General features: G+C 38.8%; 32 protein-coding genes and 1 pseudogene. 3 read left to right on the top strand and 30 right to left on the bottom strand.

What is annotated here, in order from left to right; translation table 11 throughout:
- Nucleotides 1–103: 103 nt before the first annotated feature.
- The 30 genes and pseudogenes from STYK_RS02040 to STYK_RS01895 form a co-directional block, all read right to left on the bottom strand.
- Entirely contained in the window at nt 104–499 is a 396-nt protein-coding gene (locus STYK_RS02040) for a helix-hairpin-helix domain-containing protein (RefSeq protein ID WP_000038635.1), read from the bottom strand.
- Between the two features lie 95 nt (nt 500–594).
- On the bottom strand, nt 595–849 hold the full coding sequence (locus tag STYK_RS02035; protein WP_000119706.1) for a DUF1912 family protein: 255 nt from the start codon (nt 847–849) through the stop codon (nt 595–597).
- 9 nt (nt 850–858) lie between these two features.
- Complete coding sequence (locus tag STYK_RS02030) at nt 859–2,193, bottom strand: DUF438 domain-containing protein (protein ID WP_261805138.1); 1,335 nt, start codon at nt 2,191–2,193, stop codon at nt 859–861.
- Complete coding sequence (locus tag STYK_RS02025) at nt 2,193–2,426, bottom strand: DUF1858 domain-containing protein (RefSeq protein ID WP_000368734.1); 234 nt, start codon at nt 2,424–2,426, stop codon at nt 2,193–2,195. The genes STYK_RS02030 and STYK_RS02025 overlap by 1 nt, the downstream gene beginning before the upstream one ends.
- Before the next feature lie 115 nt (nt 2,427–2,541).
- A complete protein-coding gene (locus STYK_RS02020; RefSeq protein WP_004257578.1) occupies nt 2,542–2,694 on the bottom strand; it encodes a hypothetical protein in 153 nt (50 codons plus the stop codon).
- Nucleotides 2,691–2,873 (bottom strand): hypothetical protein, encoded by a 183-nt coding sequence (locus STYK_RS02015; RefSeq protein WP_004257575.1) that lies wholly within the window; start codon nt 2,871–2,873, stop codon nt 2,691–2,693. The genes STYK_RS02020 and STYK_RS02015 overlap by 4 nt, the downstream gene beginning before the upstream one ends.
- Nucleotides 2,874–3,089: 216 nt before the next feature.
- Complete coding sequence (gene rbfA, locus STYK_RS02010) at nt 3,090–3,440, bottom strand: 30S ribosome-binding factor RbfA (RefSeq protein ID WP_001273601.1); 351 nt, start codon at nt 3,438–3,440, stop codon at nt 3,090–3,092.
- A gap of 166 nt (nt 3,441–3,606) precedes the next feature.
- Nucleotides 3,607–6,396, bottom strand: a complete 2,790-nt coding sequence (gene infB, locus STYK_RS02005) for a translation initiation factor IF-2 (protein ID WP_261805137.1) — start codon at nt 6,394–6,396, stop codon at nt 3,607–3,609.
- A gap of 16 nt (nt 6,397–6,412) precedes the next feature.
- The gene (locus tag STYK_RS02000; protein ID WP_001041390.1) at nt 6,413–6,712 is read right to left on the bottom strand and encodes a YlxQ-related RNA-binding protein; all 300 of its coding nucleotides are present in this window, start codon (nt 6,710–6,712) and stop codon (nt 6,413–6,415) included.
- The gene (gene rnpM, locus STYK_RS01995) at nt 6,705–6,998 is read right to left on the bottom strand and encodes an RNase P modulator RnpM (RefSeq protein ID WP_020903127.1); all 294 of its coding nucleotides are present in this window, start codon (nt 6,996–6,998) and stop codon (nt 6,705–6,707) included. The genes STYK_RS02000 and rnpM overlap by 8 nt, the downstream gene beginning before the upstream one ends.
- 21 nt (nt 6,999–7,019) lie before the next feature.
- On the bottom strand, nt 7,020–8,156 hold the full coding sequence (gene nusA, locus STYK_RS01990) for a transcription termination factor NusA (RefSeq protein ID WP_000032285.1): 1,137 nt from the start codon (nt 8,154–8,156) through the stop codon (nt 7,020–7,022).
- A 43-nt stretch (nt 8,157–8,199) separates the two neighbouring features.
- Nucleotides 8,200–8,679 carry a ribosome maturation factor RimP gene (gene rimP, locus STYK_RS01985; protein WP_080977204.1) on the bottom strand — a complete coding sequence of 160 codons (480 nt, stop codon included), beginning with the start codon at nt 8,677–8,679 and terminating at the stop codon, nt 8,200–8,202.
- Nucleotides 8,680–8,805: 126 nt separating this feature from the next.
- Nucleotides 8,806–9,441, bottom strand: coding sequence for a tRNA (guanosine(46)-N7)-methyltransferase TrmB (trmB, locus tag STYK_RS01980; protein ID WP_261805136.1), 636 nt, complete (start codon nt 9,439–9,441; stop codon nt 8,806–8,808).
- Nucleotides 9,438–10,232, bottom strand: coding sequence for a cell cycle regulator CcrZ (gene ccrZ / locus STYK_RS01975; protein ID WP_261036263.1), 795 nt, complete (start codon nt 10,230–10,232; stop codon nt 9,438–9,440). Before ccrZ ends, trmB begins: the two co-directional genes overlap by 4 nt.
- Nucleotides 10,233–10,392: 160 nt before the next feature.
- Nucleotides 10,393–11,004, bottom strand: coding sequence for a CPBP family intramembrane glutamic endopeptidase (locus tag STYK_RS01970; RefSeq protein WP_261036264.1), 612 nt, complete (start codon nt 11,002–11,004; stop codon nt 10,393–10,395).
- A gap of 30 nt (nt 11,005–11,034) precedes the next feature.
- Nucleotides 11,035–11,283, bottom strand: coding sequence for an immunity protein BlpZ (blpZ, locus tag STYK_RS01965; protein WP_061759576.1), 249 nt, complete (start codon nt 11,281–11,283; stop codon nt 11,035–11,037).
- 41 nt (nt 11,284–11,324) lie between these two features.
- Nucleotides 11,325–12,014 carry a CPBP family intramembrane glutamic endopeptidase gene (locus tag STYK_RS01960; RefSeq protein ID WP_261805135.1) on the bottom strand — a complete coding sequence of 230 codons (690 nt, stop codon included), beginning with the start codon at nt 12,012–12,014 and terminating at the stop codon, nt 11,325–11,327.
- A 28-nt stretch (nt 12,015–12,042) separates the two neighbouring features.
- A complete protein-coding gene (locus STYK_RS01955; protein WP_000645118.1) occupies nt 12,043–12,363 on the bottom strand; it encodes a hypothetical protein in 321 nt (106 codons plus the stop codon).
- Nucleotides 12,364–12,377: 14 nt separating this feature from the next.
- Nucleotides 12,378–12,604, bottom strand: a pseudogene (locus STYK_RS01950) (ComC/BlpC family peptide pheromone/bacteriocin).
- A 227-nt stretch (nt 12,605–12,831) separates the two neighbouring features.
- Nucleotides 12,832–13,521, bottom strand: coding sequence for a CPBP family intramembrane glutamic endopeptidase (locus tag STYK_RS01945; RefSeq protein WP_261036268.1), 690 nt, complete (start codon nt 13,519–13,521; stop codon nt 12,832–12,834).
- 31 nt (nt 13,522–13,552) lie between these two features.
- Nucleotides 13,553–13,786 carry a ComC/BlpC family leader-containing pheromone/bacteriocin gene (locus STYK_RS01940; RefSeq protein WP_064276255.1) on the bottom strand — a complete coding sequence of 78 codons (234 nt, stop codon included), beginning with the start codon at nt 13,784–13,786 and terminating at the stop codon, nt 13,553–13,555.
- Between the two features lie 211 nt (nt 13,787–13,997).
- Nucleotides 13,998–14,354 (bottom strand): hypothetical protein, encoded by a 357-nt coding sequence (locus tag STYK_RS01935; protein ID WP_064276254.1) that lies wholly within the window; start codon nt 14,352–14,354, stop codon nt 13,998–14,000.
- A 364-nt stretch (nt 14,355–14,718) separates the two neighbouring features.
- Nucleotides 14,719–14,967 (bottom strand): hypothetical protein, encoded by a 249-nt coding sequence (locus tag STYK_RS01930; protein WP_064276253.1) that lies wholly within the window; start codon nt 14,965–14,967, stop codon nt 14,719–14,721.
- Nucleotides 14,968–15,407: 440 nt separating this feature from the next.
- A complete protein-coding gene (locus STYK_RS01925; RefSeq protein WP_261805134.1) occupies nt 15,408–16,442 on the bottom strand; it encodes a DUF6568 family protein in 1,035 nt (344 codons plus the stop codon).
- A gap of 160 nt (nt 16,443–16,602) precedes the next feature.
- Nucleotides 16,603–17,007: an immunity protein gene (locus STYK_RS01920; protein ID WP_261805133.1), complete on the bottom strand. Its 405-nt coding sequence runs from the start codon at nt 17,005–17,007 to the stop codon at nt 16,603–16,605.
- Between the two features lie 19 nt (nt 17,008–17,026).
- The gene (locus STYK_RS01915) at nt 17,027–17,263 is read right to left on the bottom strand and encodes a Blp family class II bacteriocin (RefSeq protein WP_033684811.1); all 237 of its coding nucleotides are present in this window, start codon (nt 17,261–17,263) and stop codon (nt 17,027–17,029) included.
- Between the two features lie 298 nt (nt 17,264–17,561).
- On the bottom strand, nt 17,562–17,681 hold the full coding sequence (locus tag STYK_RS01910) for a PncF family bacteriocin immunity protein (RefSeq protein ID WP_033679746.1): 120 nt from the start codon (nt 17,679–17,681) through the stop codon (nt 17,562–17,564).
- 2 nt (nt 17,682–17,683) lie between these two features.
- Nucleotides 17,684–17,914, bottom strand: coding sequence for a bacteriocin class II family protein (locus STYK_RS01905; RefSeq protein ID WP_261233410.1), 231 nt, complete (start codon nt 17,912–17,914; stop codon nt 17,684–17,686).
- A gap of 300 nt (nt 17,915–18,214) precedes the next feature.
- Nucleotides 18,215–18,334 (bottom strand): PncF family bacteriocin immunity protein, encoded by a 120-nt coding sequence (locus STYK_RS01900; RefSeq protein WP_033679746.1) that lies wholly within the window; start codon nt 18,332–18,334, stop codon nt 18,215–18,217.
- Between the two features lie 2 nt (nt 18,335–18,336).
- Nucleotides 18,337–18,567: a bacteriocin class II family protein gene (locus STYK_RS01895; RefSeq protein ID WP_261233410.1), complete on the bottom strand. Its 231-nt coding sequence runs from the start codon at nt 18,565–18,567 to the stop codon at nt 18,337–18,339.
- A gap of 283 nt (nt 18,568–18,850) precedes the next feature.
- On the opposite strand from STYK_RS01895, the gene blpA reads away from it, so the two are divergent.
- The 3 genes from blpA to blpC are packed head-to-tail and all read left to right on the top strand — an operon-like array spanning nt 18,851 to nt 22,588.
- Nucleotides 18,851–21,004, top strand: coding sequence for a peptide cleavage/export ABC transporter BlpA (blpA, locus tag STYK_RS01890; RefSeq protein ID WP_261805132.1), 2,154 nt, complete (start codon nt 18,851–18,853; stop codon nt 21,002–21,004).
- A 10-nt stretch (nt 21,005–21,014) separates the two neighbouring features.
- Nucleotides 21,015–22,376, top strand: coding sequence for a peptide export ABC transport accessory protein BlpB (blpB, locus tag STYK_RS01885; protein ID WP_001865175.1), 1,362 nt, complete (start codon nt 21,015–21,017; stop codon nt 22,374–22,376).
- A 56-nt stretch (nt 22,377–22,432) separates the two neighbouring features.
- A complete protein-coding gene (gene blpC / locus STYK_RS01880; protein WP_000358811.1) occupies nt 22,433–22,588 on the top strand; it encodes a quorum-sensing system pheromone BlpC in 156 nt (51 codons plus the stop codon).
- Nucleotides 22,589–22,627 lie beyond the last annotated feature (39 nt).

The raw sequence follows: 22,627 nt of genomic DNA, 5'->3' as shown, positions 1-22,627 counted from the left end.
GGACTTCTCAGCACCGCCACTTTCTGTAAAATGTGAGATTCAAAACACCTCTAATGGCTCTATTGTAGCAAGATTTTTTCGGAAATGCAAGGCACAAGAAAAATTACTTGAACTTGATGCCATTTTCTTTCAATTTCTTGATGGTAGCTGGGCCGATTCCTTTCAAGGCAAGGAGTTCTTTTTCAGTCCAGTTTTTGAAATCTGAAGCAGACTTGATTCCTTCATCATAGAAGGTTTTAGCACGGTCAAGTGGAAGTCCACCCAAGTTTGCTGCAAAATCTTCTACAGAATTGGCTACTTTTTGAGCTTGCTCTTTGGTAGCTTCTACTGCTTGCTCAACTTTTTTAGAAACAGCCTTACCAGCTTGGCTTGCTGATTGCTCTGCACGTTTCACGACTTTTTTTGTCTCTTCTACAACCTTAGTCACAGTACTTGAAAAGGCACCTGCGCGACGGAGGCTATTTCGTAATTGTTTTTTACGATTGAGTTTCTTTGACATGATAAAATCCTTTCAATAAAAAATCCCTGTTCTGACAAGGATTTAATATAAATATTCTATCAAGATTTTAGTAAAAAATCAAGAATCTATCTCGTTTAATAATTTCGCTCACCAAACAAGCCATCTGGCAAATCATGGAATCCCTTGCCTGCTTTGAAGTTTTCAAACTTACCAAGCAAGAACTGATAAGCATCCAAGCGACTTTCATAGCGAATCATGGCATCTTTGGCACGCTCGTCTTGGTCTTCTTCGTAGACTTTTTGGCTTTCCTTGTGCGCCATATCGTTAATCATAATCTGGGTATTGACCCAGGCTTCAAATTCCTTCATAAATTCTTGTTCGTAACTCATTTTTTCTCCTTATTCTAATCCACGGAAATAGTCTGTGTCAATCTCACGGTAGGGTTGAATATCCTGAACATACTCCAGCACACCTTGGAATTCTCCCTCTTCATCGTGCACTGCTGCGTAGGTGATGTGGACAAACTTGCCTCGCGACTCAGACTTGAACCACATTTCATACTTATCTTTGCTTCCTTCACGAAGCCCCTTCATGATGGTCTTGACCTTGTCCAAGTACTTAGGTGGATGGCAGAGTTCGACATTGCGCCCAACTTGGGACGGTGTTCGTTTGAAGATCATCTCATCAGCTGGCGCATTGTCATTGTAATACTGGAAAATATCGTCTTTATTGACAAAAGTAATCTCCATAGGGAGATGATTGAGAATGAGATTGGCCTGCTCGACTGAGAGATAGCCATTGCCAAAAGCCTGTTGACTATGGCGGTCCAGCACTGCTTCCTTTTCCTTAGGGGTAAAGGTAATGGTAAACTGTCCTTCTGGCGTATCGATAACCTGCTGAACTTGTCCCTCTGCCGTATCTAGCTGAATAGGCTCCTCTGCAATCTTTTCCTCAACAAAACTCTGTCTTTCTGGCACCCATTTCTCAGACGGACGGATGATGGCATAACCATAGGTGTCGCTCTCCTCCGCAATCTGAAGCCAGTCATCCTGAGTAAAGGACTCAAGGAGAATCATGAGGAGGATGGATTCTTCCTTGAAAATCATACTTTCAAACTCTGTCGCAAAGGCTTCAAAAGTATCTTTTACAGTGGAAATCGACACTTCAGGTAGTGACTTGGCTGTCGCTAAAGCTGTTTGAAAGAGTTCCCTGATCTGATCATCCACTCCCCACATAACTTTGGGAGGTGAATCGTGTCCATAGCGCTCCATGATGGGGAAAAAGAGCTCTTCCTTGCGCTGGTAGTGGATGTCAAATTGACCTACAAGTCCCATCTGACGCACCAAGCCCTTGCACATCTCCGCAAGCATCTCTTCATCTTCCATAGACTCATAGGTATCTAACAATCTACGAATGCGAATCAAGGCTGCACGGAGGGCTAGATTTTCTTCTTTGAAAATCCGAACTGGGTGACCTGGGTGCTCGGTATCTGCAACTTCGACATCCTTAACAGCATTTTTAAAAAGATTGGCATGAACATCACAGAGTTCCATGACATCTTCAAAGGTGACACCTGAGTCTGAGTTCATCAGCTCGTGCTCCATAAGGGAAATCTCGATAGCTGAAACACCTGTAAAGGTCGCATCAAAGCGCTCCTGAACCGACTCAGGAGAGGCGCCATTATGCAATTCTAACAAAATATCCCGTAGGACATGAATCCGTTCATCTGCCATTAGTCTAATCCAATCACTTCGTAGCCATTTGCTTCCAGTGTGCGGACAATCTTATCCATAGGAGTTCCTTCGAGCTTAGAACCCTGTTTGAGTGATACTTTACGACCGATAGTATTACGCATCAGGGGATTAGCAAGGGGTTTAAAACCCAACTCCACTAGGATTTCCAAGACTTCTGGATGCTTATCCACCACTTCTGCAACAGGAATTGACACATCGATGATATTGTCCATGACGACCTCCATTATCGTTTATAAATGATATTATTTATTTTATTATACCATAAGGAAAGAGATTAAAAAACTAGCAGTACAAGACTTGCTAGTTCCCCACGACTTGAATTACTATCTAAATAAGTTTAAAGAGCCAATCCAATATCTTAAACACTATCTTGTAAAACAGCAATTGGACTGCAAAAGAGATAATCATCCACAAGAATTTCACAATCCCAATAATCGGTTTGATAAAAAGAATAGCAAGAATCGCCCAGAAAAATTTCATTCTCTCTCCTCTGGCTTGATGAGCCACCGAGCCGTATCCATTAACTTGTCTGCAATAAAAAGTTTCCCCAGACCAACAACGACATGGTCATCTTTCTTTATCGTTTTCATGACTTTTACACCTTGCATGGTCAAAAAGTAATTCCCGTAAGTTTTAGCTAGAGTTTTTATGAGTCCCATATTATCTTCCCTCGTTTAACTGCACTTTGAAAATGTTAACGATACCAGCCTTGCTGGCTATTGCTGAAAAATCGTTTTATCTCACTCTTTCATTTCCTATAATATCATACAAGTTGAATTTTATAAAGCTTTTTAATAATGTTTAACTCTGGAAAGATTCCGCCAGCATGTTTTATTGCTTTTTCCTCCACCAAAAAAGAGGGTTTCCCCTCTTCTTTAGTTCTTATCCAGATTGCGTAGCATTTCGTCAATCTTGTTTCCATATTCGATGGACTCGTCTTTGACGAAGGTCAAATCTGGGATTTTGTACAATTTCAAATTGCGACCAAGTTCACGTTTGATGGTACCAGTTGCTTTTTCAAGCCCGATTTGAGCTTTTTGATTATCCGAAGCAAGGTTACTCAAAATGGTGTAGTAAACCTTAGCAACAGACAAGTCACCTAGCATCTGAACATCTGTGATGGTCACGCCTTGGACACGCGGATCACGGACTTTCTTTTGCAAAATCTCGTTGACTTCACGTTTGATTTCCATGCCCACACGATCCGTACGGAAATGATTTGCCATGATATTCCTTTCTCTACTTTGAACCAAAAGCTAGGCCAGCAGACCTAGCTATTTTTATTAGATAGAGGAACTAGAGCCATTTGAATCTAGGAAACAAGCCTTAGATAGAACTGAAGGTTCATCAAGGCGCTGTTGACGACGAGTCAAATTGGCTATCGTTTCTCTATTATCGTTTGATTTCTTCCATGACGTATGCCTCAATCACATCATCAGTCTTGATATCATTGTAGCCATCAATCATCAATCCACCTTCACGACCGTTTGTAACTTCTTTGACGTCGTCTTTGTAGTGTTTCAAGCTTGCGAGTTCACCATCATAGATAACGACACCGTCACGGATAACACGGACTTTAGAGTCACGGGTAACCTTACCGTTGATAACCATGAATCCACCGATAGTTCCCACTTTAGACACCTTGAAGGTTTCACGGATAACTGCTTCACCGATAACTTTTTCTTCGAATTCTGGATCAAGCATCCCTTTCATGGCTTCTTCCATCTCTTCGATAACCTTGTAGATAATGCTGTGGAGACGGATTTCCACATCGTCAGCTTCTGCTTGTTGACGAGCTTGTGGTGTAGGGCGTACGTTGAAACCAACGATAAAAGCATTTGAAGCTTCAGCAAGGGTCACGTCTGATTCGTTGATTGCACCGACCGCTGAGTGGACGATGGTAACTTTAACACCTTCCACATCGATTTTCTGAAGTGAGGCAGAAAGGGCTTCAACAGAACCTTGTACGTCGGCCTTGATAATAACGTTAACTGATTTGAGTTCACCAGCTTTAAGCGTATCAAAGAGGTTTTCAAGGCTGACACGTTGGGTAGCTTGACGTTGTTTCATAAGGGCACGTTTGGCACGTTCTTCACCAGCCGCACGCGCAGATTTTTCATCCTCGTAAACAGCAAAGTGGTCACCCGCCATCGGTGCTTCGTTCAAACCTGTGATTGAAACTGGTGTTGATGGCCCTGCAACCTTAACACGACGACCAAGGTCGTTGGTCATAGCACGGACACGACCGAAGGTATTTCCGACAACGATTGGGTCTTGAACATTCAAGGTACCTTGTTGAACAAGAAGGGTTGCTACCGCACCTTTTCCTTTATCCAAGCGCGCTTCGATAACCGTACCGATCGCACGCACTGTTGGGTCTGCCTTAAGCTCTTGGATTTCAGCCACAAGAAGGACTGTTTCCAACAATTCTTCGATGTTTTGATTGAATTTAGCTGAGATTTCAACAAATTCAGAATCTCCACCCCAAGCAGTTGACATAACTCCATGCTCTGCCAATTCACCGATAACGCGTTCTGGGTTGGCACCTGGTTTATCAATCTTGTTAATGGCTACGATGATTGGAACGTTCGCCGCTTTTGAGTGGTTAATGGCTTCGATAGTCTGAGGCATAACCCCGTCATCTGCCGCTACAACCAAAATAGTAATATCGGTAACAGATGCACCACGCGCACGCATTGATGTAAAGGCCGCGTGTCCTGGTGTATCAAGGAAGGTAATCTTCTTGCCATTTTCAACGATTTGGTAGGCACCGATATGCTGAGTGATACCACCTGCTTCACCTGTCGCAACACGAGAGTTACGAAGGGTATCTAGGAGTGTTGTTTTACCGTGGTCAACGTGCCCCATGATAGTTACAACTGGTGGACGCTCAACCAATTCATCTTCATTGAGATAACCATCTTCGACAAAGAAACGTTCGATGTCGGCATTATCCACTTCAACTTTTTGTTTGGCTTCGATACCATAATCCACCATGAGGAGCTCAATTGTTTCCCCATCCAAGGATTGGTTTTGTGTGGCCATGACGCCCATCATAAAGAGTTTCTTAACGATCTCAGCTGGTTCACGTTTGATACGTTTTGCGATTTCCGCAACGGTCATACCATCTGTATATTCAAATTCTGTTGGCAATTCATGGAATTTACGCTCTGTAACAGGTTTTGGAGCCTGATTACGATTGTTCTTGTTATTGCCTTTTTTGTTCTTCTTGTTGTTATTCCAGTTACTATTTCTTTGATTTCTCACTTGATTTTGACTACTTCGATTCTTTTGTTGTTTTCTAGGACCATCTTCTTCGCGATCGTAATCGTCACGTTCTTTGTCTGGTCGGGCTTGCTTCTTACGACGTGTATCCACTGCAACTTCTTTTTTCACAGGAGCTGTTTCAACCACTGCTTGAACTTGTTGTGCTTGTTCAGCTAACTTAGCCACTTCTTCAAAGATTTCCTCTGGTTCCTTGCGTTTGTTAGCTTGAGCCAAGGCTTCTTTGGCAGCCTGAGTCTGCTTGAAACGTTCCTCGCTTGAACGAGCGTACTCTGCGTTTTGCTCTGCTTTCAATGCTGCTGCACGGGCTTTAAAGTCAATGCGTGGAGCCGCTTGATTTGGACGTTTGTCCTCTTGTTGACGGCGATCGTTTCCACGATTTTGCTGACCTTGCTGTCTCTTAGCTTGGTCATTAAAACGACGATTGTCGCGGTTGCCTTGACCTTGTTTTCCACCATTACGGCCGTCATTTTTCTGACGGTTCCCATTTTGTTGTTGGTCACGGTTATTGCCCTTATTTTGCTTGCGTCGTTCTGCCTGCTCTTTGGCACGGGCTTCACGCTCAGCCTTGAAATTACGGCTTTGCGGTTTAGCTGCTACTTTTTCTGTTTTAGGAGCAACTGGCTCAGCTGGTTTTACCTCTTCCTTGGCTACAGCTGGTTTAGCTGGCTCAGATTTTTCGGCTTTCTTTTCTACACTTGCTTTTGGTGCTGCAGGTTTTGCTTCTGCTTTCGGAGCAGCAGGCTTAAAGCTAGCAACGATTTTTGCAGCGACAGCTTCTTCCACACTTGATGAGTGGCTTTTCACATCCAAGCCCAACTCTTTTGCACGCGCTACAACTTCTTTACTTTCTTTTCCAAGTTCTTTTGCGATTTCGTACAATCTTTTCTTAGACAAATCATGTCCTCCTCTTCTATTCCATAAGAGACCTCATTTTCTTTGTAAATCCAGCATCTGTTACAGCTAAAACCTTTCTCGATTTTCCGACTGCTATGCTTAATTCCAGTGTTGAAAACACGGTTACAATTTCTACTTGATAATAATGACTTTTATCTTGAATCTTCTTGGTCAGATTGGGTCCAGCATCATGGGCAAGAAAGACCAACTTGGCCTTGCCGTCTTGAATGGCTTTGACCACCAATTCTTCACCCGATATAATCCGCCCTGCTCGCTGAGCAAGTCCCAAGAGATTGCTTATCTTTTGCTTATTCAAGTCCTAACTCTCTTCTTTTCACTTTGTGATCCACATAAGCGATCAACTCGTCATAAAAGCTTTCATCAACTTCCATATTAAAGCTACGGTTAAAGACTTTCTTCTTTTTGGCCTCTAGGGCCTCTTTATTGTCTAGCTTAATATAAGCGCCGCGGCCATTGGCCTTGCCTGTCGGATCGATAAAGACTTGTCCTTCTTTGTTTTTGACAACACGGAGCAAATCACGCTTATCAATCACTTCGTTAGACACAACAGACTTGCGCAAAGGGATTTTTCTCGTTTTCATCTTTCCCTCCTCTAGCAGCTTTTATTCTTCTACAGTATCGTTTTCTGCTTCCAAATCTACCGAACCAGCTTCTTCCATGGCTTCAAATTCACTAGCAGACTTGATATCAATACGGTAACCAGTCAAGTGAGCTGCCAAACGAACGTTTTGCCCACGACGACCGATAGCAAGAGAAAGTTTGTTGTCTGGTACAACAACCAAGGCACGTTTGCTGTCGTTTTCGTCAAAGATAACTTGGTCCACTTCAGCAGGAGCGATGGCATTGTAAATAAATTCAGCTGGATCTGCTACCCACTCGATAACGTCGATATTTTCTTCGATTGGGACCATACGGTCGCTCTTGGCATCGTAACGAGCTGGGTGGAATTTGCTAGTGATCTTCTTGATATTCGCTCCACCGCGTCCAACGATTGTTCCGATAGCGTCCACGTTTGGATTATGGCTACGAACTGCAACCTTAGTACGGTCACCAGCTTCACGAGCCACGCTCATGATTTCAACAGTTCCATCATAAACTTCTGGAATTTCTTGCTCCATCAAACGTTTGATCATTTCTGGATGGCTACGGCTAACAAAGACGTTGACACCACGAGGGTTGTCTTCAACCTTGTAAACATAAACTTCAATACGATCATGAGAAGCAAAAACTTCACCAGGAATTTGGTCTTGTTTTGACAATTGGGCTTCGATGCTGCCGAGGTTGACATAGATAAAGCGGTTGTCAAAGCGTTCTACTGTACCAGACATGATTTCTTGCTCATGTTCTTTGTAAGTATTGTAAGTGATGGCACGTGTTTGCTTGCGCATTTTTTCCATGATGGTTTGTTTGGCAGATTGAGCTGCTACACGACCAAACTCAGCAGGTGCTTCTTCAAACTTGATCTTGTCACCAAGCTCGTAGGCTGAATTAATGGCAAGAGCATCTTTCAAGCTGATTTCCAAACGGCTATCAAAGACTTCATCCACAACTTCACGAACAGTATAGACTGTGAAATCACCTGTTTTTTCATTGAAATCAATAGCTACGCTGTCTGATTGACCATAGCGTCTGCGATAAGCGGAACGAAGCGACTCTACTACTGCGTCGATGATGTCTTCTTTTTTGATTCCCTTGTCTTCTTCCAAAATGCGGAAGGCCTCTAGCATTTCTTTACTCATGTTTTCTTCACTTTTGAATCCTCAAAAGCTATCCTTTCTTTTTCTATAATTTTACTGCTAAACGTGCTTTTGATACTAAACTGTATGGAATTTGGACCGTTTTCTTACGCGTCTTGTCCATATATTCCATGATCAACTCGTCCTCTTCGAAGGCCAACAAGGTTCCTTCAAAGACCTTTTGCTTATCGATGGCTTGGTAGAGCCCGACATGGATGTATTTCCCAACCGCTCCAGCGACGGCATCCTTGGTTTTTAAAGGACGTTCCAAGCCTGGACTGGTGATTTCTAGGAAATATTGTTCTGGGAAGGGATCTGGCTTGATGGTGTCTAGGACAGGACTGATAATTTCTGTCAAGTCTGCCGTGTCGTTCAAGGTAATTCCTTCAGGTTTATCTACAAAAATACTGAGAATCATGTCACTGCCAATCTTTCCATACTCGATATCCACGAGTTCGAAAGGCGCTTCTATGACAGGTTCTACAACTTCTCTGACTAATTCTACGATTGTTGCGATTGCGTCCACCTCCTCATAAGCAAGAGGCGAAGATATTTCCCCGCCTCTCTTTCTCATATTCTTACTCTTAGTATAGCACATTTGCCAACTTATGTAAAGCAAAAGCACTTATACAGCCTGATTTCAGGCTATTTCTTAAAATTCTGCCTCAACTCGGTAGATAACTTGCCCCTTGTTGGAGAATTTTTGCTCGTATTCTGTCATGACATTGCCTTCAAAATCACTGTCATGTAAGTCTAGCCAGATACCATTGAGCTTCATGCCATACTGAGAAAAGCTCACTAGGCTGTACTCAAACAAGCCACGGTTATCCGTCTTGAAATGAATTTCTCCATTTTCAGGCAAGATACGTTTGAAGGTATCCAAGAAGGTTTTGTAGGTCAAACGACGCTTTTCATGGCGTTTTTTCGGCCAAGGATCTGAAAAGTTCAGATACAAACGATCAATCTCACCGTCTTCAAAGTAGTCGGTCAAGTCAGAACCATCTACCCACAAGAGCTTGATGTTAGGCACTCCAACTTCAAGCACCTTGTCCAAAGCGTAGCTCAAAACAGACTTTTGAATATCAATCCCGATATAGTTGATGTCAGGGTTTTGCTTAGCCATACCTGAAACAAAAGCACCCTTTCCACTTCCAACTTCCACATGAATGGGATTATCATTGCCAAACAAGTCCCGCCATTTCCCCTTGGCTTCCAAGGGATTGAGGACCACATACTGGGGATTTGCCTCTAGTAATTCTGTCGCCCCTTTACGATTTCTAACTCTCATCTTCTCTTTCCATACTTGTCTCGGAAGTGACGCAAGCCATGGATCTCCCGATTGACATTTTCTAAATCTTGGTTCATATAATACTTGGAAATCTGGCTCAAATAAGAGAACTGACCGTACCAATACAATTTACTTAATACTGTTTGATTGTACTTGTAACCGTAGTAGGTCAACCATTCCTTCCACTGATGTTCTGGAATATAATGACAGAGCATATGGGCCACATCAAACATGCGGTCGGTCAAACGAACCGAATCCCAATCCACCAAATAAATCAAGCCACTGTCTGTCTCAATCCAATTACTATGTCGTACATCTCCATGGACAATGGTCGCATGGTCCTCTCTAAATCCTGGAATAGTCTGACGTAAATCAGCCATCACTTCACTGATAAAATGATTTTTACGCAAAGCATCTGGAGCAGTTTCCTGCCAAGACTGTAGTAAATCTACAGGTGTTTCCATGGCATATCCCAAACGACTCAACTGTGTCATCAACGGACGTGAGCGATGAAGACGGGTTAAAATATTGACGATTTGTTTACGATTCATATCATAGGGGGTCAATATCTTGCCTGTCAACCATTCTTGAGCACACATATCACGCCCATCTGCCAAACGGCGACTCCATAATAATTGTGGAGCAATTTGTTCTCTAGCTAGACCAGGTAGGATTGGAGAGGTGTTCATTTTTACAAAGATGCGCTTCCCATCAGGATAGCTACCCATATAAGCCTTACCACTTTTCCCAGGTATGGGAGTCAGTGTTAGCTCATTATCACCCAAATCCATTTCTTTCCTCCGTATAAAGTTTCCTTACTATTCTACTAGTTTTTGGCCTATTCGTCAACCGCTCCACGCCCGATTCTCAAAGAAAAGCCTCTGGATTGGCTTGGGTATCATTGTAGAAAGAAAAGGCAAGCACCGTCTTCTGCTTACCTTTTCATGATTTTTATAAATAATATAAGAGTGGCCAAGCATTGTAAAACATGTGAACTAGAGTAGAAACCCATAAGTTTTGGCTCTTTTTATAAGCAAAGCCCAGCAACAAGCCCCCAAGTAGATAAAAAATAAACGAAGGGACATTAGAAGGTCCATGCATGAAAGAAAAAAGAGAGGAAGTTAGCACAAGCCCTAACCAAGAATTGTCAAAAACGGCACCTTGAAGAAGTCCTCTGAAAATGAGTTCCTCCTGGATGGGGCCAAAAACTGAGGAAGTCAAAATCAAAGACAGAGAAATTCCTCTGCTGACTTCCGATAAGTGTTGAACTCCTGCGCCAGAAGAAACAGCGAAGAAATGAATATAAACCAGCGTCTCAAGTACACTCAGAAGAAAGATTGCAACGAAAAGCAAAAGTTCTTTCTTGCTTAACATCCCAAAAGAAATCATTTCAAACTTTCTAGCATAAGCAACACTTAGCGAGGTTACTAGAAGACTTACAATAATCAATTCAGATTCATTTTGAAAAAAATCCCCATGGTTAATCGTATAAGGCACTGTAATGACGATTAGTAGTACTAAAAATCCAAAACAAAAGGCATGAAATTTATCAAAAAACTCCATAAAAATATCCTCCTCAACAAACAGACTTCCCTACACGTCATCCTTTAGCTCTAACCTTTCCAAAACAAACCATTTTAGTAACCAAAATCCGACCACATAGCCAGCCCCTAAGAAGATAGCCATTAAAGCTAGCATGGAATTTAGGGAATTAAAGACCACCGCAGATACAAAGGTTAACACAAAAACATTAAAAGCAATGGTGTCAGAAGCCAAGACTAGAATATAGGGTGTCAACCAGTCTAAGGTTTTGGAATCTAGGAAAAATAAGTGTTTATACATAATAACCTCCTCTATGGCTGAAAAGCAAGTCTTCTGGTTTTTTAGCCCAGGACCCTGTGTAGAAAAGTGAGCAAAAATGGTAAGTTTGCGATGATATTATTAACAATATGAATCGAATAAGAAGGATAGATACTCTTCGTATAACGTGTCAGCCAGGCATATAGACAACCCACTGCCGTATAGACAAAAATATCTGCGAGACTTGGCAAGCTAGAAAAATGGGGCAAGGCAAATAAGAATGACGGAAAGAGAAGATCCAGCCCCCACCTCGAATTCTTAAAGAAGGCATGTTGAAGCAATCCCCTACATACCAATTCTTCCATCAGAGGTCCTAGTACGATTAAAGTTAGGTAAACACCGAACTCCGCAAAATTGGTCTCACTATAGACAATAAACAAATTCCACCCTTCGTTCGTCCCCTGAACGTGTTTAGCTGTCAGATAGTTAAAACAGATAAGCACAACAGCTGCTAACACCGTCAGGACAGAATAGCTCAACCACTTTTTCCTAGGGATGCGAAAGAGATAAGCATGGCCCGACCTGACCAAAATCCAAACCATCAAGCTGATAAAGAGAAGGCTGATGATGTTTCGAATCCAGATAAGATTTCCTACCCAAGACGAGAACTCCCAATAGTTGCTCCAAAATCGGGTTGTCCAAAACAGTCCGAAAAACAGAAACAAATAAGAAAGAATTGCACTCGCTTTGAAAAGAATAGGATGTTTTTTCATAGCTTTCTCCATTACAATTAAATGATATCTAATCATTTTCTAAAATTTGATAACTTTTGTGAAATGTTTTAGCAGAAACAACTCTATGATTGGTGATATCTATATAATCACCTGGATAACCAAGAACATACATCCCATAACCAGCGAATCCTCCTCCAACTGTTCCAACTAGACCAAACTTGATATTCGTTGCGAGAGAAGTATTAAGACCTGCCATTAGAATGCGCACATGATTATCCAACCAAACCATATAATTTTTTTGAAAAGCTTCCTCTACCCAACTTGGTTTAGGAGTCGCTTGACCAATTTCCCAAACATCAACAATTTGATTCCCATATTTTGCCTTCATAGTTTCAATCCTTTTTAAATACCATTACATGAGTTTGGAGTTCCCCCAATACCATAAGGACTACATGGTTTTGAAGGATGTATAATAGGCCACTTACCATTAATTGATCCAAAGTTGGAGAAAGTGCTAGCCCACCCAATAAACCAGAAATCATATCTCCCCAACCTCCGAAATCTCCTTCAACTTTCGCAAGCATATCAGTATCCATCATTTCAAATTGTGACATCGTTTTTGTATTCATAACGAATACCTCTTTTTTATTTTTAATTTTAATTGTTATCCTGTTGCAATTGGCAATTTTAGTATAACACTATTTGTTAAAGTTTTTCATACAAATCTTGAATTATCATCAAAACATCTTAAATTACTCAAAGAGTACAATCTTCCCAATCAACTAATAAGAAGTGAATAATATTAAATTCCATTATTCACTTCTTAAAATCGATAATTATTTTTAATCTACTATTTTTAGCTAAATACCCTGTGTAAAAAAGTAAGCAAAAATGGTAATGTTGCGAAAATATTATTGATCACATGCACCGTATAGGAAGGATAAATGCTCTTGGTATAGCGGGTCAAACTAGCAAAGATGATGCCAGATGTTGCAAAGACGAAGATATCTAACAAACTAGGCAGGCTTGAAAAATGAGGAAGAGCAAATAAAATTGACGGAAGAAGCAAATCAATGCCAAATCTCGAATGCTTAAAAAAGGCGTGTTGCAGTAATCCCCTATAAATCAACTCTTCCATCAGTGGAGTCAGAAAAAACAGGGTTACATAGATACCTAGCTCAGCAAAGTTGGTCCCACTATAACCGATCAATACAGCCCAACCTTCAGCAGTTGACTGAACATGTTTAGCTGTCTGAACGTTAAAAGAGATCTGGAGCACTACCACTAATACTGTCAAAATCGAATACCAAAGCCATTTTTTTCTCGGAATGCGAAAGAGATAACCATGACCTGTCTTAACCAGAATCCAAATCATGACTCCGCTAAATAGCAAACTCAAGAGATTTTGAATCCAGACGAAATTGCCAATCTGGGAAGAAAATTGCCAATAATTTTGAACAATAAGCGTCAGCTTAGCAAGTCCAAATACGAAAAATAAGTAAGAGAAAACTGCACTTATTTTGAGTAGAAGCTGATACTTTTTCATAGAAACTCTTCCTCATTTCTTATATTTCAGCCTATATTCCACATAAATGGAAACCTGCTCCTATATAACCACGGTCATGATAACCACGCGGGCAGTACCCACTTACTGGAAAAGGACCTGAATTTTTTAATATAGAAGGGTAAGCACCAAATGGACCTTCCTGATAAGCGTACCCTTTATAAATATCAGATACATCCCCACCCTCTATATGATCAAGAATTTCAGTATCCATAATTTCAAATTGTTCCATCATTTTTGTATCCATGACAAATACTCCTTTTTATTTTTAATTTTTGTCCTGTTGCAACTTTGACAAGTTTAGTATATCACTGTTTATTAATTTTTTTCATTCAAATCATAAATGGTCATCAAAACATCTTGAATTGTTAAAAAATTTAAAAAAGCAAGCATGAAAAACATACTTGCCCTGAGGGAACTTGACAATGTGAAAATACAAAATAGAAAACTACTCACCCTCACTTCCGTATGTTCTCATATATTCTCATAATCGCAACAAGGATAGCAGCTGTCCCACTTGCCAAAGCGATAAGGGTAATGATAATGTTGAGGATTTCAGGCGTCCTCCCTATTCTGTTGATAAGACGGAGTAGGGATATAACTGTCAGCTGAATCAGGAGTATTGATTCTACTCTTACCAATGAAGTCAGTTGATTTTCAACTGCATATAAAAAGGCTGGTAACATAACACAGGCTATAGCAATCACAAACAGATTGCTCCCTGTTTCTTCTCCCTTGTTCACCACGGAAATCATGAGAAGATTCGATGCTATAATCAACGTAGAGCAGATGATAAAAAAGGATTTCTTATTCATTTAATATACCTCACATACTCTGGTAAAAGTCAGGCTCGATAAAGACAAACTTTATCTGTTAACTTCTGCTAATTGAAACATTGTTTTTGTATTCACGAGGAATGCTTTTTTTATTTTCGTCCTGTTAGAATACCGTATGCTTGTACTCCATCAAGCAACCCCATTCCATTAGATAGTATGTTGTCTAGCTCCTCCATCTTTTCATCTGAAAATGTTATTTTTCAGCGTTGATTGCTTTTTCATAGGTCGCTATCGTCCTTGACAACACCATCTTCCCAAACTCTTCTCCAAGTAACTTCTTTTTACTCGCCATTTTTCCCCCTTTATTTTACATTTTTTAGTACTGTTTCAGTTTTTTTAATTATTATTTCCCCTTCTCGTCGTCTTCTTTTTTATATTCGTTTAGTGCTTTTACGCCTTCACCATAAATGAAAAAACCTAAACCTAAAGAAAACGGTGTTCCAACTATTTGTACAACTTTTGCCCACCTTGGGTCAAAATCTTCTGAAAAATAGACAAGAACCACATTAATTAGGAGTGCAACGATTAAAAAATATGCTCCCCCGTTCGCAATGCTATGCACTGCTCTTTTAATTTTTCTACTCTTTTTCATTGTATTTTTCCGTTCGTATTTTTCTTGTTTCTACTTCCGCTAATACTAACTATTTACCATTAATACTAACTATTTACCATGCTTTTTTACCTATACATCAACTACTATTTAATTCTCTAAAAGTGGTTAGTTTTCTCCTCTATAAGAGTTGGTATTCCACTTTCGGATACAATCTTAACAATGTTAGTATACTACTATTCTTTGAAATTTTCCATCCAAATCATAAATAGTCATCAAAACATCTTGAGGCGTTAAAATAATCGAAAAAGAAAGCATTTCGGAAATACTTGACCTTTTACCATTCAGTCCATTTCATATACAATTATAATCTTTTATATATAAACTAAATACATCTATTTCCTCACTCGTGTCTATAGGCAAATGTTAGCTATATGTTATTACAAACAAATAATATCATTGCACCTGTTTACCATCTATTTTTATTTATGAATTTTTTGTTTCACTTTAATCATTGCATAAGTCATAAAAAACGCGACAGCTAGCCGAAGCAGTTGGTAACTTTCTTTCTCTCCTGTTTTCGGTAATAATTTTTCATTCGAAGTAATAGATTTGCTTACATAATCAGTCCCCTTAACATCAGTTGAAGGAGCTTTATTTTCTTGAGCAACATCAAAAATAGGTTTGGGAGTTTCCAATTGATTCTTATTGTCTAACATTGCTAAATTGTCAGATTGAGTAGTTTTAGCTTTAGAAGTTGAGTTTGTACTCTCCACTTTCCCACTATTTTCACTATTAGATTTGGGATTATCATTGGATATTTTCATTTCGGTTCTTTTTTCATCACTCATACCTTTGCTGTCACTCACAACTTTGTCACTAATACTCATGCTGTCATTTCTGGTTTTCTCATCACGGACACTTTCAGTTACTGTCTCTTCAGAAGATTTCACTGTCTCCGCTTGCTTAGGTGAGTTTCTCGAGTACATATAATCATACACCTGTTGTGCAGTTGCTCCGCCACCAACCCATCCAGATATCGGATGTCCATTTTTTAAATACAAAATTGTTGGTGTTCCTGGAATACCGACTTTTTTAAATAGAAACTCTCTCGCTTCCCCATCAAAATCCTTACCATCCAAATCATAATACTCTAACTTCTTTTCAATCAAGTTATTAAATTCTTTCAATTCAGGAGAAAATTGACGACAATGAGAGCAAGTTTTTCTACCAAAATAAATAGTATGTTCCAATTGGTCCTCTGTAAAAGATTGACGTACAGCTTCAATATCTACCTTTTTAAAGTCCGCAACATTCTGTTCATACTCTTCGGGAGTTACAACGGAAGGTTTATGCTCCACCTTTTCCTTAGCCGATGGCAAATCTGGTGCCACAACAGAACTATCATTCGCCTGAATAGATGAAGTAGGATGTTCTTCTGCATATACAATACCTGTAGTAATAGATGCAAATACAAGTGGTACAAGTAATAGTGATTTTATCTTTTGTTTCTTCATAAGAATACTCCTTTACATTTGTTATCTTTATCTTACCTTATTTAAGATTACAAATTCATCTAAATCTTAAATGGTCATCGAAACATCTTGAATTGCAAAAAATTCATTATAAAAGGGTAAGTATTTCAAAAACACTTACCCCTTTATACTTCATCAAGCTCTACTTTTTATAATACTTCAAGCCCCAAATGAGTAAAAACATGACAACCAAGCAGAGAATAGCGCAAATATAAGCGATTATTTGTTGGTAAGATTCTCCTGCTGTGACACCTCTATACAAACAAATAATAGACATAAAACCTGTCAAGCCGACGAACATGAGTTGATTGGTTCTAGGACTAACCAAATCATCATCTTCAAACTCTCTTACCCTCATTTCCCTAGTGAGATAAACAGTAGCCAAAATAGAAGCCAAGTTAATAACTACTAAAAGAAATTGGAAAACTACGGAAAAATTTAAAAACTGACGAGATAGAAATAGATAAGTAGAAACAACCAAAGGTATCTGTCCGAACAACAACCTCACTAAGAAAACATTGTGTTTTGTTGCAAATATTTTTTTCATTACTATCTCCTTTCCTATGCTAACAGGTAAGTGCACCACCAATCCCACCTAGCACAGCACCAATTGCTCCTGTTCCTATAGCATATGGTCCCAATAGAAATGTCGAACCATAAGTTGTTGCATACCCATCAAGTGCGCCATACGCAATCCCTGCTCCACAAGCAATTGTTCTTCCCCAATCAATATCTCCACCTTCAACGCAAGCAAGCATTTCATTATCCATAACAGAAAATTGTGACATCATTTTTGTATCCATGACAAATACTCCTTTTTTATTTTTAATTTTTGTCCTGTTGCAACCTTGACAAGTTTAGTATATCATTGTTTTTTAAAATTTTTCATCCAAATCTTGAATTGTCATCGAAACGTCTTGAATTGTAAAAAAATTAAAAAAAGCAAGCATGAAAAACATACTTTCCTCTTTATATTGTCTTGATACCGACTTGTTGGTAAACTTTTCACCCTGCTATCCCATATCACTTTGACAGACGAAATAATATTAAAGAAACTCCCCTGTAAATTAATCTAGCAAATACAGGGGAGAAATTGATTTTTTAGAAAGTGCTATCCTTATTCTTTTTGGGAGATTTTGAAAATATTTTTCTAATTAAATCATCCATATAGGGGCCTAATATACCAACTACTAAACCAATAATAAAACTTTTAAAATCCATAATTACCACCAACATGTGGCTGCATAAGCTACACCTCCAAGTATAGCTCCTCCTGCAGCACCAGCTGCTGCACCTTGCCATGTTCTTGTTTTAATTCCTAGCCGAAGACCTCTTGCTACTCCTCCTCCAACACCTGCTTTTGCAAAATCTCCCCAATTACAATCGCCACCTTCAACGCAAGTAAGCATATCAGTATCCATAATCTCAAATTGTTCCATCATTTTTGTATTCATGACAAATACTCCTTTTTTTATTTTTAATTTTTTGTACTGTTGCAACTTTGACAAGTTTAGTATATCATTGTTTTTTAAAATTTTTCATCCAAATCTTGAATTGTCATCGAAACGTCTTGAATTGTAAAAAAATTAAAAAAAGCAAGCATGAAAAACATACTTTCCTCTTTATATTGTCTTGATACCGACTTGTTGGTAAACTTTTCACCCTGCTATCCCATATCACTTTGACAGACGAAATAATATTAAAGAAACTCCCCTGTAAATTAATCTAGCAAATACAGGGGAGAAATTGATTTTTTAGAAAGTGCTATCCTTATTCTTTTTGGGAGATTTTGAAAATATTTTTCTAATTAAATCATCCATATAGGGGCCTAATATACCAACTACTAAACCAATAATAAAACTTTTAAAATCCATAATTACCACCAACATGTGGCTGCATAAGCTACACCTCCAAGTATAGCTCCTCCTGCAGCACCAGCTGCTGCACCTTGCCATGTTCTTGTTTTAATTCCTAGCCGAAGACCTCTTGCTACTCCTCCTCCAACACCTGCTTTTGCAAAATCTCCCCAATTACAATCGCCACCTTCAACGCAAGTAAGCATATCAGTATCCATAATCTCAAATTGTTCCATCATTTTTGTATTCATGACAAATACTCCTTTTTTTATTTTTAATTTTTTGTACTGTTGCAACTTTGACAAGTTTAGTATATCATTGTTTTTTAAAATTTTTCATCCAAATCTTGAATTGTCATCGAAACGTCTTAAATTAGCTTTTTTATTTAAAACCACCTCTAAATTTTTTTTAAAAGATAATTTCTAATCACTTTTTTACCATTCAGGAAGTTTCAATGACTATTCAAGATTTCATAAAATATGAACTTATTTTTATGGCATAATATACCTATCTACTATATGAAAGGAATTGCCAATGACTTCTTATAAACGTACATTTGTTCCTCAAATAGATGCTAGAGACTGCGGTGTTGCTGCCTTAGCCTCGATTGCTAAATTCTATGGTTCAGATTTTTCTCTAGCTCACTTGAGAGAACTTGCAAAGACCAATAAAGAAGGGACGACTGCTCTTGGCATTGTAAAAGCCGCTGATGAAATGAGCTTTGAAACAAGACCTGTTCAAGCAGATAAAACGCTCTTTGACATGAGTGATGTCCCCTATCCATTTATCGTTCACGTTAACAAAGAAGGAAAACTCCAACATTACTATGTTGTCTATCAAACAAAGAAAGACTATCTGATTATTGGTGATCCTGACCCTTCTGTAAAAATCACCAAAATGTCAAAAGAACGCTTTTTCTCTGAATGGACTGGAGTAGCTATTTTTCTAGCTCCCAAACCTAGCTATCAACCCCATAAAGATAAAAAGAATGGTCTACTAAGCTTCCTTCCTCTGATTTTCAAACAAAAATCTCTCATTGCTTACATTGTTCTCTCAAGCTTATTGGTCACTATTATCAATATAGGTGGTTCTTACTATCTCCAAGGAATCTTGGATGAATACATTCCAAATCAGATGAAATCAACTTTAGGAATCATCTCAGTTGGTCTGGTTATCACCTATATCCTCCAACAAGTCATGAGCTTCTCCAGAGATTATCTCCTAACCGTTCTGAGCCAGAGATTAAGCATTGATGTGATTTTATCCTATATTCGCCATATTTTTGAACTTCCCATGTCTTTCTTTGCGACACGTCGTACAGGAGAAATCATTTCACGGTTCACAGATGCTAACTCTATTATAGATGCCTTGGCTTCTACCATTCTTTCTCTTTTTCTGGATGTTTCTATTCTGATTCTTGTAGGGGGCGTCTTACTGGCACAAAACCCTAATCTCTTCCTCCTTTCTCTTCTTTCCATTCCTATATACATGTTCATCATCTTTTCTTTTATGAAACCTTTTGAAAAAATGAACCATGATGTCATGCAAAGTAATTCTATGGTTAGCTCTGCCATTATCGAAGATATCAACGGGATTGAAACTATAAAGTCGCTCACGAGTGAAGAAAATCGTTATCAAAATATAGACAGCGAATTTGTAGATTATTTGGAAAAATCCTTTAAGCTCAGTAAATATTCTATTTTACAAACGAGTTTAAAGCAGGGAACAAAATTAGTTCTGAATATCCTTATCCTATGGTTTGGCGCTCAATTAGTCATGTCGAGTAAAATTTCTATCGGTCAGCTGATTACCTTTAACACACTTTTTTCTTACTTTACAACTCCTATGGAAAATATTATCAACCTCCAAACCAAACTCCAATCTGCGAAGGTCGCTAATAACCGTTTGAACGAAGTCTATCTAGTCGAATCTGAATTTCAAGTTCAAGAAAACCCTGTCCATTCACATTTTTTGATGGGCGATATTGAATTTGATGACCTTTCTTATAAGTATGGTTTTGGACGAGATACCTTAACAGATATTAATCTCACGATTAAACAAGGAGATAAGGTTAGCCTAGTTGGAGTTAGTGGTTCTGGTAAAACAACTTTAGCCAAAATGATTGTCAATTTCTTTGAACCCTACAAAGGGCATATTTCCATCAATCATCAGGATATTAAAAACATTGATAAAAAAGTCTTGCGCCGTCATATTAATTACCTACCCCAACAAGCCTATATCTTTAATGGCTCTATCTTGGAAAATTTAACCTTGGGCGGTAATCATATGATTAGCCAAGAAGATATTCTAAGAGCTTGTGAATTAGCTGAAATCCGTCAAGACATTGAAAGAATGCCTATGGGCTATCAAACTCAGCTCTCTGATGGAGCTGGTCTATCAGGAGGACAGAAGCAACGAATAGCCCTCGCTCGTGCTCTTTTAACTAAAGCTCCTGTTTTAATACTAGACGAAGCTACTAGCGGTCTTGATGTCTTGACTGAGAAAAAAGTTATAGATAATCTTATGTCCCTAACTGATAAAACCATTCTCTTTGTAGCCCATCGTCTCAGTATAGCCGAACGAACTAACCGTGTCATTGTTCTTGACCAGGGGAAAATCATTGAAGTTGGTAGTCACCAAGAGTTAATGCAGGCGCAAGGCTTCTACCATCATCTGTTCAATAAATAAGGAGAATGTCATGAATCCTAATCTTTTTAGAAGCGTCGAGTTTTATCAGAGACGTTACCATAACTATGCGACAGTATTAATCATACCTCTTTCATTATTATTTACTTTCATCTTGATTTTCTCCCTTGTTGCCACAAAAGAAATTACTGTTACTTCCCAAGGGGAAATCACCCCTACAAGTGTCATTGCATCTATTCAGTCGACCAGTGATAATCCTATCCTTGCTAATCATTTAGTGGCAAATCAAGTAGTTGAGAAAGGTGACTTACTCATCAAATACTCTGAAACAATGGAAGAGAGTCAGAAAACTGCCTTAGAAACTCAATTACAAAGACTTGAGAAGCAAAAAGAAGGACTTGGAATCTTGAAACAAAGCTTAGAAAAAGCGACTGATCTTTTTTCTAGCGAGGATGAGTTTGGCTACCATAATACTTTTATGAATTTTACTAAACAATCCCATGATATTGAACTGGGTATCTCAAAGACTAACACTGAAGTTTCAAATCAAGCTAATCTTACCAATAGCAGTTCATCAGCCATCGAACAAGAAATTACAAAAGTTCAACAACAAATTGGAGAATATCAAGAGCTGAGAGATGCTATCGTAAATAAAAGAGCTCGCTTACCAACTGGCAATCCGCACCAGTCAATTTTAAATCGTTATCTTATAGCCTCTCAAGAACAAACACAAGGAACGGCAGAGGAGCCATTTTTATCTCAAATTAATCAAAGTATTGCAGGTCTGGAATCATCTATCGCAAGCCTCAAAATTCAGCAAGCTGGTATCGGAAGTGTAGCAACTTATGATAATAGTTTAGCAACCAAAATTGAAGTACTCCGCACTCAGTTTTTACAAACAGCCTCACAGCAACAACTAACCGTGGAGAATCAATTAACAGAATTAAAAGTACAACTAGATCAAGCGACACAGCGCTTAGAAAATAATACCTTAACCGCTCCAAGTAAAGGTATCGTTCATCTGAACAGCGAATTTGAAGGTAAAAATAGAATTCCAACTGGTACAGAAATTGCTCAAATATTCCCTGTCATCACAGATACAAGAGAAGTACTAATCACTTACTACGTATCTTCTGACTATCTACCTCTACTAGATAAAGGACAAACTGTAAGATTAAAACTGGAGAAGATTGGAAATCACGGCACCACCATCATCGGCCAACTTCAGACAATTGATCAAACTCCTACCAGAACAGAGCAAGGAAATCTCTTTAAATTAACCGCTCTTGCAAAACTATCTAACGAGGATAGTAAACTCATCCAATATGGCTTACAAGGTCGCGTCACTAGTGTAACTACAAAGAAAACATATTTTGATTATTTCAAAGATAAAATTTTAACCCATTCTGATTAATTTTCAGATAACACTCTATAACTATTTATTATCTTATCAAAAAGGAGAATCATAACATGGATAAGAAACAAAACCTAACTTCATTTCAAGAACTAACAACTACCGAACTCAACCAAATTATAGGTGGAGGATGGTGGGAAGATTTCTTATATAGATTTAATATAATTGAACAAAAAAATACAAAAGGATTTCATCAGCCAATACAACTATAAAAAAACAAGACCAAGAGAACGCACTCTCGGTCTTATTTT

The organism is Streptococcus toyakuensis (assembly GCF_024346585.1).
In the GTDB taxonomy this organism is placed as follows: domain Bacteria; phylum Bacillota; class Bacilli; order Lactobacillales; family Streptococcaceae; genus Streptococcus; species Streptococcus toyakuensis.
The sequence above is the reverse complement of the archived record's forward strand: the minus strand, read 5'-3'. Positions and strand labels throughout refer to the sequence as shown.

Coding starts and splice junctions, on each gene's coding strand:
- STYK_RS02040 (WP_000038635.1), bottom strand. CDS start 499: ATGTCAAAGAAACTCAATCGTAAAAAACAATTACGAAATAGCCTCCGT.
- STYK_RS02035 (WP_000119706.1), bottom strand. CDS start 849: ATGAGTTACGAACAAGAATTTATGAAGGAATTTGAAGCCTGGGTCAAT.
- STYK_RS02030 (WP_261805138.1), bottom strand. CDS start 2,193: ATGGCAGATGAACGGATTCATGTCCTACGGGATATTTTGTTAGAATTG.
- STYK_RS02025 (WP_000368734.1), bottom strand. CDS start 2,426: ATGGACAATATCATCGATGTGTCAATTCCTGTTGCAGAAGTGGTGGAT.
- STYK_RS02020 (WP_004257578.1), bottom strand. CDS start 2,694: ATGAAATTTTTCTGGGCGATTCTTGCTATTCTTTTTATCAAACCGATT.
- STYK_RS02015 (WP_004257575.1), bottom strand. CDS start 2,873: ATGGGACTCATAAAAACTCTAGCTAAAACTTACGGGAATTACTTTTTG.
- rbfA (WP_001273601.1), bottom strand. CDS start 3,440: ATGGCAAATCATTTCCGTACGGATCGTGTGGGCATGGAAATCAAACGT.
- rnpM (WP_020903127.1), bottom strand. CDS start 6,998: ATGAAAACGAGAAAAATCCCTTTGCGCAAGTCTGTTGTGTCTAACGAA.
- nusA (WP_000032285.1), bottom strand. CDS start 8,156: ATGAGTAAAGAAATGCTAGAGGCCTTCCGCATTTTGGAAGAAGACAAG.
- trmB (WP_261805136.1), bottom strand. CDS start 9,441: ATGAGAGTTAGAAATCGTAAAGGGGCGACAGAATTACTAGAGGCAAAT.
- ccrZ (WP_261036263.1), bottom strand. CDS start 10,232: ATGGATTTGGGTGATAATGAGCTAACACTGACTCCCATACCTGGGAAA.
- STYK_RS01970 (WP_261036264.1), bottom strand. CDS start 11,004: ATGGAGTTTTTTGATAAATTTCATGCCTTTTGTTTTGGATTTTTAGTA.
- blpZ (WP_061759576.1), bottom strand. CDS start 11,283: ATGTATAAACACTTATTTTTCCTAGATTCCAAAACCTTAGACTGGTTG.
- STYK_RS01960 (WP_261805135.1), bottom strand. CDS start 12,014: ATGAAAAAACATCCTATTCTTTTCAAAGCGAGTGCAATTCTTTCTTAT.
- STYK_RS01955 (WP_000645118.1), bottom strand. CDS start 12,363: ATGAAGGCAAAATATGGGAATCAAATTGTTGATGTTTGGGAAATTGGT.
- STYK_RS01945 (WP_261036268.1), bottom strand. CDS start 13,521: ATGAAAAAGTATCAGCTTCTACTCAAAATAAGTGCAGTTTTCTCTTAC.
- STYK_RS01940 (WP_064276255.1), bottom strand. CDS start 13,786: ATGGATACAAAAATGATGGAACAATTTGAAATTATGGATACTGAAATT.
- STYK_RS01935 (WP_064276254.1), bottom strand. CDS start 14,354: ATGAATAAGAAATCCTTTTTTATCATCTGCTCTACGTTGATTATAGCA.
- STYK_RS01930 (WP_064276253.1), bottom strand. CDS start 14,967: ATGAAAAAGAGTAGAAAAATTAAAAGAGCAGTGCATAGCATTGCGAAC.
- STYK_RS01925 (WP_261805134.1), bottom strand. CDS start 16,442: ATGAAGAAACAAAAGATAAAATCACTATTACTTGTACCACTTGTATTT.
- STYK_RS01920 (WP_261805133.1), bottom strand. CDS start 17,007: ATGAAAAAAATATTTGCAACAAAACACAATGTTTTCTTAGTGAGGTTG.
- STYK_RS01915 (WP_033684811.1), bottom strand. CDS start 17,263: ATGGATACAAAAATGATGTCACAATTTTCTGTTATGGATAATGAAATG.
- STYK_RS01910 (WP_033679746.1), bottom strand. CDS start 17,681: ATGGATTTTAAAAGTTTTATTATTGGTTTAGTAGTTGGTATATTAGGC.
- STYK_RS01905 (WP_261233410.1), bottom strand. CDS start 17,914: ATGAATACAAAAATGATGGAACAATTTGAGATTATGGATACTGATATG.
- STYK_RS01900 (WP_033679746.1), bottom strand. CDS start 18,334: ATGGATTTTAAAAGTTTTATTATTGGTTTAGTAGTTGGTATATTAGGC.
- STYK_RS01895 (WP_261233410.1), bottom strand. CDS start 18,567: ATGAATACAAAAATGATGGAACAATTTGAGATTATGGATACTGATATG.
- blpA (WP_261805132.1), top strand. CDS start 18,851: ATGACTTCTTATAAACGTACATTTGTTCCTCAAATAGATGCTAGAGAC.
- blpB (WP_001865175.1), top strand. CDS start 21,015: ATGAATCCTAATCTTTTTAGAAGCGTCGAGTTTTATCAGAGACGTTAC.
- blpC (WP_000358811.1), top strand. CDS start 22,433: ATGGATAAGAAACAAAACCTAACTTCATTTCAAGAACTAACAACTACC.